Raw genomic sequence first — 12940 nt, 5'->3', positions numbered from 1 at the left:
TCGTTCCGAAAAAAGGTTTTAGATACACAAGCAATGAATTTCCATAACACAAGAAAACGTGAGATAAAACGAAAGGGCGGCAGAGAAAAATTGCTCGTTTAGCTATCAATTAAAGGTGCATCGTGGGAAAAGACAGTATTGATGCAAGTCTTGGCCTTCTGTTCAGCCTTGCATTATTCGAGCGGTATCGAAAAAATGGCTTGCTACATGCAGAAATGCATCATGTACCAGGCATTCGTGGACGTTGTAAGGGATTTTTGCACCTGGTTGAAGGAAAGGTAGTAGCTTGCTATGTAGAGGATAGGGAGGGTCGGCGTCATGCAACAGACAAGGACATTCTTACCAGAGTCGATAGTGAGCGGGGTCCTTTTGAATGGACGCTATCACCGAATCCGGCCCCTCCTTCGGCGAATCCGAGGGCAGATATACCAGTGCGTCCTACGCAAAATTCTCCTGTCCCAAAAACCATTGCTCCTCTTAACCTTGATAGGTTAGAAGGATGGACATCCAGACAAAAACTCATGTTGTCTATTGTTTATGATTTGATCGATGGTGTTACCAATATCGAAGAAATCAAATCACATTCGCCTCTTCCACCGGCGGTGACTGAAGAGGCCCTGCGTGTTTTATTATCGATGAAGATCATAGTTATGTCGGTGTAATGTAGGAGGGTATCATCATGGCAAATTTCTCATCTCCCCAGACGCCTCGACCTCAAAATTGGTCGCCAACCCATATCGATCTACCTGATAACACCACAACAAAATTTTCGCTGATTCAATGGTGGTATAAATCGACCTCTATGTCAGAGGTAGGATCAGATGCCAGTTTTGTCAAGCGTGAAACGGTGCGTAAGTCACAACTGCTCAGTACGGTGCTATTTTACTATACAATTGTAGTAATTGCATTTCTGCCGTGCTGTCTCTACCTGCCTCAGCCAGCCATTGTCTGGGCTGATGCTGGTCTGGTCGTCTCGGCTATCGCCGCTCTTTTCCTGAATAAATACGGCTATGCCATGGTTGCTTCATTGACCGTCGTCATTATGTTTGAGCTAATGCTCACGTTAGCTCTTGGTCTGATAACGCCGCTAGACGAGCCCAGCATGCAACTCTATGATCTGTATATTATGGGTGAGTTACTGGCTGTATCTCTCTTGCCAGTACGCAGCGTGTTCATCTTTGCTTTCTTTAATAGCGTCATCATATTAGCCAGTCTGCTTTATCAGCCACACACAGCATTTTTCATTATCGATATGAAGACCCAGCTGATTCCCACCATGGTCAGGCCAATCGCGCTGCAATTCATCGTCGCCGGTGTTTCTTATGTCTGGGTCAAGAGCACAACTAAAGCTATCGCGCGTGCGGACCGTGCTGAGATGGTCGCGACATTGGAACATGCATTAGGTGATCAGAAGCGCGACCTGGAAGAGGGTATCGAACAGATTCTGCAAACCCATGTCGCTATTGCCAACGGTAATCTCAATGCGCGTGCGCCCCTGACCCAGGATAATGCACTCTGGCAAATTGCCCGTGCATTAAACACTCTCCTTGTACGCTTACAGCGAGCAGTACTGGCCGAGAAAGAGCTACAACGTGTGGAGCAAGCCGTTTCTTCATCAGTTCGGGCAATCCAGATAGCTGAACAGCAACGCTTATCACCACGCATCTCATTCACACAAACCGCTATTGATCCATTGATCGCCGCGCTACAGGGTAAAACCCTATCCTATACCCGCGTGCCAATTTCACAATCAAGTGGCACCTATCCTCGACATGATACAGATGGTGATCACATTTCACAACCACAGACGCCACCCAAATATTCTTGAATTCTTCTTCATCAGCCAGTGATACGCGCAGTCGCTCGATGGGTGACTGCGTGTATTGTTATGAAACTATTTGATTTTTCTGCATCCGTTTATCACGTTTATGCAGAAAAATATCTGCAGCAAACACGATAGCAATTGTAATGGCTGGGGCCACAAACTGTATCCAGGGTAAGCTATCAAAAAAACCTTGCAAGCTATCATCACCCAGCAGAATATGGGCAGCTGTCCAGGCCAATACCAGACAGGCAACATCCAATAACCAGGGCAGACGATCCATCAGATTAGCAATCAGCGAGCTACCAGCTAACAAAATCGCGATACTGAGCAGTAATCCGATAACGAGAAATAAGATCCTACCTTCAGCTAACGCGCCAACCGCCAGCACATTGTCCAGGCTCATAGTAGCGTCGGCCACCAGAATGGTGAGTAACGAGGCCAGGAAGCCATCGGCACCTTTTTGGGTTAGTCTATCTTGCTCGTGTTGCTTCTCAGAGTCAGATTTTCTGGATTCTTTGCTTCGCTCTAACAAAAGTCGGATTGCGATTACCAGCAAAATAAGGCCACCAAACACACCCAACAACGGAACTTGCAAAAGCAGGGTCGCAGCAATGGCGAAGATAATACGGAGGATAACAGCCCCCCCACCACCAATAATAATGGCCCATTTACGTTGAGTACGCGGCAGGGCTGCAGCTGCGGCCCCTATAATCAGGGCATTATCACCACTCAAAACAAGATCGGACAAAACAATACCGCCAATGGCGGTCAACCATTGCATCATGCAGACACTCCTTACAATAAATATTCTTCTGCAACTCTTTCTTACGCACGAGTCATCTATTTTTATAGCTTCAACTGCTGAGCCAATAAGCTAAGCAGTAAAAAATCCCAGCATTAATCAAGACCCACCTGATATGGGTTAAGTAGTTAAACGTAAAGGATTCTCAATTATCAAATTATACAAAAGAGGAGCAACACCCACAGGTGTCACTCCTCTCCCTTTATAACAAAACTAGTATATTGTCAAATGTCGTGTGATAGGTTGCGCGCCCGCTACGCGGGCGGGAGGGGGGGGGGGATGACGGGGGCACAGCCCCCGATCCCCAGTCAAGGGGCTCGCCGCCCCTTGCATCCCAACCTCCCCATCACATGATGTCTGACAGACTTCTAGACAGTGGATGGTGTTCCTGTATTGAACAGAGCATCCAGCGTATTCTTACGTACACGGTAACCGCAACGCTTACCACTATGCGGCAGCGCAACAGCTTCTAAGGCTCCGGACTTAATCCAGCGGCGTACAGTTGTATCATCGACCCTTAAATGACGAGCAACCTCTCTTACTGTGAGCAGATCACCGCCCATTTCAGGATCGTTCTTTCCATGTACTTCAACAGTATCTGTTTGTTTATGTCGGGCCATGATTGACCTCCTTATACTCACTTCACAAATACTCTTCCAGTAGATGACACTATTACGAGCCTGCTGTTTAAACTGAGCTGTATTATATGAATACAAAACATACGCTGCATTTTTGATGTTTATGCATTCATAGTAAAAGCACTGGCAATGCATATACAGTTCAATTTATAGAATCAAGACGTTGAATAATAGGTTTTAGGGTAAACACTTATTACTAGTCACCACTGATAAACAAATAATGAGAGAAAAATAATGTAGCTTACCCGGAGCAACTACGCAAAGTCCGATGGTTTTACCGACAAAGTCCCTATTAGTACCGACACGTCATCCTAGCGGTAACATCCACATGCAACGCGTCATCATAACCTAAACGTAGCATCCTGAAAGACTGGACAAAAAACCATGTCTGGCGATACTTTGCGATCCCAAAGCACAACACTTACTATCACTATATACAGAAGCCAATCTCTCCGTTAAAGAGGTTAGTGCCAGAAATTATGGCATACAGGACAGAACACTACGTATCAGGCTATTCATGGTGAAATCAGACTAATCGTGGGTTGAAGCATACCGTGTGCTCGCACAGCCTATCAACGGCTGTGTCGAAAAAGCAGCTTTTTTTCGACAGCCCAATCCCTACGAATACGCGCCCCGGAATAATCCAAAAGTTCTGTCTGCTATCGGTTCAGCTACGAAATATGGTATACAAATAAAGTGCTAAAAGAATAACTGGTCTGTGGCACAGAAAGATTCACGGTGCGAAGCAGAAAAAGATAGTCACAACGGCAGAGAACACGAACAAAGCAGAACGAACGTTTTTTTAGGATGTTGTGCGTCATCTCGACAGAACTATAGGGTATCAAACTCTATGCCCTATCGGGATCCTGTTGGTCAATCCACATGGTTTCATACGTGGTCTGGTCAGAGGTTGAGATGAAGTCAAAATAGAAAAAGACAGAAAGACGTAAACAGGCAGGCATCTGCGCAGAAAAATTGTGATCGCCTCTGCGCACAAGGTCACCAGGGAGCAGGCATCAAAAATAATGAAGAGAAGATGTCAAAACAATGCACCGGATCATATTGTGTTGAACAGTTATGCACGCGTCTATTGTAAGATCGGTATCAATCCATAATTCAGCGGAAAGTATTATCTATCATGAATACATCAACTAATATAACTATTCAAGAGATTACAGACCGAGAGCAGTGGAATGCCTTCGTAAGTCAACAACAATATGTACATCTAATGCAATCATATGAGTGGGGTGAGCTGAACCAGTATCTAAAAGCACGCGTCTATCGGTTGGGGGCATTGAGTAATGGCCAGTTGATCGGCGTTATGCAGCTCCACGTCGTTGCTATCCCTTTGCCTGTTTTGCACCTGAATTATCTTTACTGCATTCGTGGTCCAGTGCTAGAGGCACCAGATTCGCCAGCGCTGCCTGCCCTGGTCAAGCATGCTCAGGGCATTGCCCGCAAAGAGCGTGCGATTGTTTTACGGATAGATCCAAATATTCCAGACGATGATACACAGGTTGAAGACTGGCTCAATGCCTTTAAGAAACTGGGCTTCAAAACCAACACCCACACAGGTGTCTCGCGCCGTAGCTGGGTGCTGGACGTGCGACCAGATCCTGAGACGCTGCTGGCCAACTTTAAGATGACCTGGCGCCAGAATGTGCGCTCCTCACAACGCAAAGGGGTTACCATTCGGGAGGCGACCACCGATGCGGACTTTGATACCTACTACAATATCCTTTCCGTCACCGGTGAGCGGGATGACTTCTTTATTCACAGCAAAGACTATCATAAAGAGATGTTTACCCGGTATCAGAAACGTGGACAGGCCGTGCTCTTCCTGGCTGAGCATGATGGCGAGGCAATTGCGACCAAAATGCTGATCAAAATGGGTGATTGGTGCTGGGATATGTTTGGTGGCTCAACCAATAGCAAACGCAACCTTAAAGCCACCTATTTGATCCAGTATCATTGTTTCTTGTGGGCCCGGGAGAATGGTTGTAGCTTCTTCGATTTCCGCGCTATTCCCAATATTTTGAAGCCCGGCGAAGAAATGTGGGGCGTCTATGAATTCAAAAAAGGATTTGATGGCTTCTCTCGCCTGGTGATCAATACCCAGGACTACATCTATAATCCTATTCTTTATAAAGCCTGGAATAAGCTTATCGATATTCGCCGCGCTCGCCGCCAGAAAGAACGCTCACAGTTAGAGTTAGAGCGCGTGGCTCGGGACAAAATCAGAACAAGGCCGCAGGCACTGAACCCGCAAAGTCTACACCAGCCAAATCTGCACCGACAGAAAAGTCAGAAGTCGAAACAAGTAAATAACGTCAGATGGCTTTTCCTGATTTGAGGGAGACCGGCGCAAGGCACATACCTTGCGCCGGTCTCCCTCAAAAATCTATTCTGGTGGATTATTTCGCAGCATTTAAAGTGATAAGTGCCTCATCGATGTGTTTCTCGGCCGCAAGCTGTGAAGAAAACACATGGCGTACAATCCCCTCTTTATCAATTACATAGGTAATCCGGCCAGGCAACAATCCAAACGCCGAAACGGCTCCATACAGCTTTCTAACCGCCCCGTCTTTATCACTCAACAGGATAAAAGGCAATCGATATTTGGTGGCAAATTTTTGATGCGCATCCACAGAGTCTGAACTCACACCCAGAACTTCAGCGCCGGCCTGCTTAAATACTTCATAACTATCGCGAAAAGCACAGGCCTCAGCCGTACAGCCAGGGGTGTTATCTTTGGGATAAAAATAGAGCACGACTGCTTTCTGACCAAGGTAATCCTTTAAACTTACCGTACGTCCATCCTGGGTCGGCAATGTAAAATCAGGGGCTTGCTCTCCCACCTGAACCTTGCCTTGTGTTGATGAAGCCATAATTGAAAACTCCTGATACATAATTTCTCGAATATTCCTGAGATGCTGTGTGGAATCATTTCAGGTAACAAACACATGCGTATGCACAAATACTTGTGCATGCATCCTCAAATCAAAAGGATACGTTCTGCAAGTAGCGCGAAAACGTATCCCAATCAATGAAGTGTACAACACTGTAAAAAGAAGCGTTGGTAAATAGCCATACTTAGAGGGGCCGTAGCACCTGCCAGAGCTGGCTGATACGCCTGGCCAGCGTGAAATCCTTTTCAGAAATACCACCGGCAGCGTGGGTTGCCACACGCAACGTTACTTTGTCATAAGAGATCGAAATATCAGGATGATGCTGCTCAGTTTCAGCAACGTGAGCGACTGCATCAACAAAAAAGATCGCCTGTGGAAATGTAGCCAACGAAAAAGTACTTTGTAATTCGCCTCGCTCTAACTGCCAATCGGAAATTGCCAGGAGCCGTACCTGAATCTCCTCATCACTTAGTCGTGCGCTTTGAGTTTGCATAACGTAACTCCTTTCTACAGAAAGTATAGAGAAGGGCCAAAAGATCATCCATGGTACTTCTATTTCCTGTCACATTCATCACAAGTATACCATGCACTCAAAGCTATCTTTTCAATAATATATTATCCCAGAACCTTTTACACATCTGAAATTTATCCAGTCTTCTATAGCTCTGTTAATGGCGTGTTCTGGTCAGGCGCTCCTTCAACTCATCCAATACAGGTACACTGACAATGTTAGCAAGTATCAAAATCAAATATTCGAATATCTTGCCAACGTCGGTTGTACAATTAAGCTGCTGAAGATCACAATTAGTAGCAAATTGTCCATCACGAATGGCTAAAAAAATAAGCAGGGCCACCCCAATAATGCTGATCAAACGCTTTACCAGTGCGAGCTGGCCCGCATGGAAGCCAAAGAAACTGGTCGCGGTAATCACCAGATTGGTTAATAAGATCTTCTCAGCAATTGTTTTTGTATCATCCTGAACCAGACTGGCGGCGGATTCATGGATATAGAAAAGTTCGACTGTCAACAGGCAATCTTCATCTTTCAGTGGTTTCACCACAAATTGAAACTCTGTTTCCGCCTGCCGCAATAATCTTTGCCGCAACACCTTACGACTACAGCTAAATTCGCCATCGGCAAAATGCAACTCAGCCTGTAATACTGGCTCGGGCTCATAGGCATTGAGTAACAACCAGTTATTGGGGGCAACTTGCAAGGTTGTATGCTGAATTCTGGTCATTGCTGAAAGATCATTTAAATCCCCCGCAATCTTGATGGAAATATAGCAGGCTTTACCGACATGAGCAAAACGACTATACGTGATACGCATTCTGCGCTTAATCAAATAATAAGCTTTGCCAGATGGGGTTGCTGGTACAGGTGTCTGCAAAACGACAGCGTCTTCAACCTCAAAGCTGTTATTCACCACCTCTTCAAACGGTCTCTTGCGCTGCCAGACAGGAATATCTGGTTGATATGGCGACTGGTTATCAGCAGCACCCAAGGCTGGTGCTCCCGGAGGGGGCCTGGTGGCAATGCGCCTGAGGGTGGCAGTTCGCCCCAGGGTGGCGCTGATGGCAGTTCGCCCCAGGGTGACTCTGGTGGCAATGCGCCTGAGGGTGACTCTGGTGGCAATGCGCCCGAAGGGGGCTCTGGTGACAGTGCCCCTGAGGGTGGTGGGGCGCCCCAAACTGGTCCTGCCGCAGGAGCAGATGCGAAAGGTGACGAAGCCACTGCTGCCTGCGAAGGTGGGGAGATGGGCGTTGTGCCTGGTACCAAACCTTGTCCCGCCAGAATTGTTGTTTGCCTGCTTTTTTCCAGTCTAACTAACCAGAGGTACACAAAAACTGTGACGCAGAGGGTTGTGATACCTACAAGAAAGGCCAGTTGCATCTTTACTCCTTTTATCGACAAGCTTATCTAATAGATTTATATACACAGATATAGCATTGCTCATTTATAGCTGTGCCACATCTTTGGTATCAGACAAAGGATTTAAAACAAGCTCATTGTATGCTGTAATTTGCTAACTGGCAAGACATGCCAGGCAAGGCCACACGTGGTTCATGAAGGGATAGCTGCATCATCATCCTGGGATGGAATCAAGCAGATTATCACGGCAACTCTGTTTGTATCATTAGTCAACTAATCACCGTGAAAAGGATAGAAGGTAGAGAAAGAAGTAGGTAGTATTTGCTAGCAAGAATTAAAAATCTATGGCGTCAACAACAAGATCCACCCGACAGCAGCAAGCATCCAAAGCCAATCTACGTGCTCAAAGTCAATCATGGCTAAAAGCGCTCAAGCACGCATGGAAAATGGTTTTTCGTTTTGATCGTTCACAGCTTGTTATTATTCGTTCAATTGTTAGCACCATCGGTTTTGTTCTACCATTAGTCCTCGGTGTAATCACAGGACATATTATTGAGGGCGTCTCGATTGCTGGTGGAGCATCAAGCCTGGGGAGTGTGAGCCTGACGTCTACTCATCGTATCCGCCTGCGTACCATGATCTTAGTTGGACTGGGCGTAGCCATCTCGGCTTGTATAGGTGCCCTGACCGAACCCTATCCCTGGCTTTCGATCCTGACCATTGGCATCTGGAGCTTTGCCACAGGACTCCTCCTGGCGATCAATCAGAATGCAATGATCATTGGACTCCAATCCACCATCGCCATGATTATTCTGACCCACTTCACGCTCAGTCCTGTCCAGGCCCTGCTGCAAGCGCTGTTGATGTTTATCGGAGCCCTTCTCCAGATCATGCTCTCAGTTATCCCATTCAGACAAAAGGTCGGCTCAGAAAGCCAGCTACTCATCACTATCTATCAGTCCCTGGCAGATTATGCAGAAGATCCGAATGACATTGATAATATACGTCAGATAAGTAGCGATTTGAGGCGAGCCGAGGATATTTTCACGACAAATAAGCCTGTTGGGAAAAAAGCTAAAATTTTTTATCGCCTTTTTGAACAAGCAGGCAGTATTCGCCTGCGACTGACAATCATGTCCGACACGCTACAACTATTCATCGAACAAGGGGGAGAACAATACGAACAAACAGCGGCCGAAATCAGAAAAGAGCTAAAAAATATCCTGAATGCTATGGCCGAAGATATTACACAGACAGCGCTAGCGGATAAACAAACACAGCGTTATGAGTATATAGATAGACTGATCAAAGAGCTCGTTCAGCATGAACCTGATAACTACAAACTGCAACAGATTCAAATTCATTACAAATCCCTGCGCGCCCATTTACGTAACGCAGACAAACTCAACCGCTCAACACATAAAAGCCGACCAGTACTTGCCTGGCGTCCACAGCTACCACAATGGCGCGTACAGCTGAAAGCCCATACCCGAGTTCAACTCAAAAATCCTTTGAGCACGATCCAGGCCAACCTCACCCTCCAATCTACTGTTTTTCGGCACGCCATCAGGTTGGCGATTGTGATGGTCATCGCCTCTATGATCTATCGCTTTTCACCCCTTGAGCGTAGCTATTGGATCCCGATTTCCGCGATACTGGTGCTGCGACCAGACTTTACCACCACATTCACACGTGGCATCGCACGTTTGCTCGGCACCATGCTGGGCGCATTATCGATTTCATTGCTACTGGATATCTTACCTCCCACTTATACAACACTGCTCATTATAGAAGTCATCGTAACTTTCGGTGCCTATGCCCTGCTCATCGCCAACTATGGGATGTTTTCCTATTTTATGACGATAGAAATTATTGTCCTCTTAAACTTTGTTGATAAACATACGATTGAGCTAGGAATTTATCGCACCGTCGATACAATTATTGGTGGTATGCTTGCACTGATAGTCTATCTGCTCTGGCCCACCTGGGAACATCTCAGGATATCTACGCGCATCGCAGACAGGCTCGAAGCATTAAACTATTATTATATCGAAGTCATAAACGCTTATATTGATCCGGATAACTATGATCCCGCCAGCATTCTCGAATGCCGCAAGCAGGCACGCCTGGCACGAACCAATGCTGAGGCTTCGGTTAATCAAGCCCTGAAAGAACCAGAAAAATATCCTTTTGATAAAAACACCACCCAATGTATGCTCACCAATGCTGAGCAGATAGCCGAAAATATCATCTCACTCGAAGCCTATTTATTGAATATGCCATCACATCCTCCTTTACCCATGCTCGCACCGCTGGAAGCCGCAATTGCCGGCATGCTGGAATCCTTGAGCGCCACACTACGTGGCGAACAGACAAACACTTCAGTGCCAGATGTAGATTCTATCTTGAGACAGCTCGAAGCAAAGCGCAGTAAACTACGCACACAAGATAAAATCGCCTCGGCCCGCTTAAGCTTCGTTCTTTTTGAGTCCAGGCTCATCATCTCTAACATCCATGCGATGCAACAATTACTTTATACTCAAATTGAAGCGAAACAGACAGGAGATCTGGCCAGCGCGTAATCTTTTATAGCAGCGTATGTCAAAGAGCATAAACTTGAATTTTATGCAAAAACCATGCGATAAACTTAATTTATAATCAAGTACTACATCCTATAACTATTGACAAAAATATAATTTATTGATAGTATTCGCGATGAAGCACTTATTTTATCCACGCCTGAATTTTAACTGGTCTTTTTACCGTCAAACGAACAACAGTAGCCTGTTTTTCTCTCATACTATATCCACTTATTTTTCTCTCGTGATCCTGCTAAAGAAAAAGTGGTAAATAAGGAGAGAGCATGCTAGTGTCTATTTAACAGCTACATACAAACAACAAGGAGTGCTCTTGGCATGGATGTAAAGAGATCAACAGCCAATCGTCACTACGCGAACTTGCCAGATTCAGCAGCTTTTGTGATGAAAGAGCAAGAAGAGAAAAGCTTCTTGTCCTGGTGGTATCACCTGGTTGAACCAGACAAGCGGAAGGTGAAAATTGAAGATGATCCCCTTAACCGTACACGGATAGCCAGTATTTTCCTGTTAATCTCCTTTCTCGCCTGTGCTGCATTTATACCTGCGGGTCTAACCAGCACCAATTATCATGTATTACCAGCAGTCATCGGTTTGATCATAGCCACATTTCTTGCAATGATCTTCAATAAGCAAGGGAAAATCAGATGGTTGGGCATAACGCTCGTTATTGCAGTGGATGCAGCGCTGATCTCAATCATGTTATCTTATCCACATTTTGAGCTCACTCAGAACTCTCTGCCAATCTATGATTTATTTGTTCTATCCATCATTATCGCAGTATCATTTCTTCCAGCCAGAAACGTTATTTATATAGCACTTTTCAATTGCGCATTCATCTGTTTGGATCTGATATTCCAGCCACATACTCCCGACTTACACCAGGTATTGACCGAGACTGACTATACGATACTCCTGCGTCCAATCGCCATTCAGATCATTGTGGCCTTTATCACCTATCTGTGGGTACGTAATGCCACCAGGGCCATTGAGCGCGCTAATCAGGCCGAACTTATCGCCCAATTAGAAAGCCAGATGGTCCAGCAGAAAAAAGAGCTGGACATCGGTATTCAAATATTGCTGCAAACGCTGGTAGAAGCCGCCAATGGTAATCTTAATGTGCGCGCGCCTTACAGTCAGGAAAACGTACTCTGGCAAGTTGGTAGTGCGGTCAACATGCTCATCACACGATTACAGCGTACAGCCGTCAATGAACAAGAACTAAAAAAAATAAAGAGCGAACTGGCGCGCATGATCCAGGGCGTACGTGAAACCAAACGCACACACATGACCTTCTATCACATGCCCGGTGGAACCGATCTTGATCCTCTGATCAGCGAACTCATTGGAAGCAATCTATTGCCATCCTCCTCGAACTCAACTCCACCCAAACGCCAGCCATGGGATAATTAATCTTTCCAGCATGCGTGAAGGGGAACAGAATAAGGCTCCTTCCCTGGTATAAGGGAAGGAGTCGCTAGCATCAGCTTAACTTACGCTACCATGCGAACCGATCTGCCCTTTATCCGCCGCACTCTGCACCGCATTTTGCACATCTACAGCCGTCTTATCAGGAATTTTATAACCGGTAATGGTTGTTCCACCTAACCGCGTCAGTTCCGCGGATACCATCGGCATCTCATGTTCATCACAAAGAACTGCCAGGGCAGCCTTACCTGCGTTGACCTGCGAAGCAATCTTATCAATGTCTTCTCGTTTGATCCCTTTTAACCACGTAGTTGCCAGGCCAGCCGCCGCTCCAAAGACTGGTAGTAAGAGTCCACCTGTCAGTGGAACCAACAGCAGACCAATCAAAGCTCCTTTTTTCCAGTCAAACTTCGCACTCTGCTCATGCTTAATCTTCCCATCAACTGTATCTTTATAGATAATAGCGCTACCACCAAGCTTTATAGCGGCTTGCGCCTCATCCCACAGTTCTATATCTTTCTGAGCCTGCTTGGCTTTCATGATATTATCAAACACACTGACAACCAGTTGATTGTTTTTATCAGGCTGTACGGCCATGTTTTTTCTCCTTAGATGGGAATGTAAAACTACAAAAACAACTAGCTACTACTCAAATATAGTAGTACATAAAAACACAAATACCCTCAACCAAAAGTTGGAGTTTGCTTACTGAGTATTTCTGTGAGATGGACCTCATACTGTGCTCAGCTTCTCGCTATAAAGCCTCGCACCTGCAGCACTCATTTATTGTTGTATCAGGCGACTTTGGACTCAGGTGTACAGTAAAAGGGAGCATATTTTTCCATTGAACCGGGCATTAAGTTCTATCCCC

General features: G+C 45.8%; 11 protein-coding genes. 5 read left to right on the top strand and 6 right to left on the bottom strand.

Going from position 1 to position 12940, the window contains the following annotated elements; all coding sequences use genetic code 11:
- Positions 1 to 122: 122 nt before the first annotated feature.
- Both KDW_RS24490 and KDW_RS24485 read left to right on the top strand, forming a co-directional pair.
- Complete coding sequence (locus KDW_RS24490) at positions 123 to 662, top strand: hypothetical protein (RefSeq protein WP_151758568.1); 540 nt, start codon at positions 123 to 125, stop codon at positions 660 to 662.
- Between the two features lie 17 nt (positions 663 to 679).
- Positions 680 to 1828 carry a methyl-accepting chemotaxis protein gene (locus KDW_RS24485; protein WP_151758567.1) on the top strand — a complete coding sequence of 383 codons (1149 nt, stop codon included), beginning with the start codon at positions 680 to 682 and terminating at the stop codon, positions 1826 to 1828.
- A gap of 58 nt (positions 1829 to 1886) precedes the next feature.
- Here KDW_RS24485 and KDW_RS24480 read toward each other — a convergent pair whose 3' ends face one another.
- Positions 1887 to 2609 (bottom strand): YjbE family putative metal transport protein, encoded by a 723-nt coding sequence (locus KDW_RS24480; RefSeq protein WP_151758566.1) that lies wholly within the window; start codon positions 2607 to 2609, stop codon positions 1887 to 1889.
- A 386-nt stretch (positions 2610 to 2995) separates the two neighbouring features.
- Entirely contained in the window at positions 2996 to 3247 is a 252-nt protein-coding gene (locus KDW_RS24475; protein ID WP_233097897.1) for a helix-turn-helix domain-containing protein, read from the bottom strand.
- Between the two features lie 1156 nt (positions 3248 to 4403).
- Between KDW_RS24475 and KDW_RS24470 the strand changes: the two genes are divergently transcribed.
- Positions 4404 to 5618 carry a lipid II:glycine glycyltransferase FemX gene (locus tag KDW_RS24470; RefSeq protein ID WP_151758565.1) on the top strand — a complete coding sequence of 405 codons (1215 nt, stop codon included), beginning with the start codon at positions 4404 to 4406 and terminating at the stop codon, positions 5616 to 5618.
- Positions 5619 to 5679: 61 nt separating this feature from the next.
- Here KDW_RS24470 and KDW_RS24465 read toward each other — a convergent pair whose 3' ends face one another.
- The 3 genes from KDW_RS24465 to KDW_RS24455 all read right to left on the bottom strand — a co-directional run bounded on the left by KDW_RS24465 (position 5680) and on the right by KDW_RS24455 (position 7865).
- Entirely contained in the window at positions 5680 to 6153 is a 474-nt protein-coding gene (locus tag KDW_RS24465; RefSeq protein WP_151758564.1) for a peroxiredoxin, read from the bottom strand.
- Positions 6154 to 6358: 205 nt separating this feature from the next.
- A complete protein-coding gene (locus tag KDW_RS24460) occupies positions 6359 to 6667 on the bottom strand; it encodes a 4a-hydroxytetrahydrobiopterin dehydratase (RefSeq protein WP_151758563.1) in 309 nt (102 codons plus the stop codon).
- Positions 6668 to 6842: 175 nt separating this feature from the next.
- Positions 6843 to 7865: a hypothetical protein gene (locus KDW_RS24455; protein ID WP_151758562.1), complete on the bottom strand. Its 1023-nt coding sequence runs from the start codon at positions 7863 to 7865 to the stop codon at positions 6843 to 6845.
- Between the two features lie 526 nt (positions 7866 to 8391).
- Here KDW_RS24455 and KDW_RS24450 point away from each other — a divergent pair.
- Positions 8392 to 10629, top strand: coding sequence for an FUSC family protein (locus tag KDW_RS24450; protein ID WP_151758561.1), 2238 nt, complete (start codon positions 8392 to 8394; stop codon positions 10627 to 10629).
- A gap of 333 nt (positions 10630 to 10962) precedes the next feature.
- Positions 10963 to 12054, top strand: a complete 1092-nt coding sequence (locus KDW_RS24445) for a hypothetical protein (protein ID WP_151758560.1) — start codon at positions 10963 to 10965, stop codon at positions 12052 to 12054.
- 75 nt (positions 12055 to 12129) lie between these two features.
- Here the strand turns inward: KDW_RS24445 and KDW_RS24440 are convergent, their stop codons facing one another.
- A complete protein-coding gene (locus tag KDW_RS24440; protein WP_151758559.1) occupies positions 12130 to 12666 on the bottom strand; it encodes a DUF1269 domain-containing protein in 537 nt (178 codons plus the stop codon).
- Between the last annotated feature and the right edge of the window lie 274 nt (positions 12667 to 12940).

Origin of the sequence: Dictyobacter vulcani (assembly GCF_008974265.1) — a bacterium.
Lineage (GTDB): Bacteria > Chloroflexota > Ktedonobacteria > Ktedonobacterales > Ktedonobacteraceae > Dictyobacter > Dictyobacter vulcani.
Note: the sequence above shows the minus strand (reverse complement) of the source record. Positions and strands in the feature narration are given on the sequence as shown.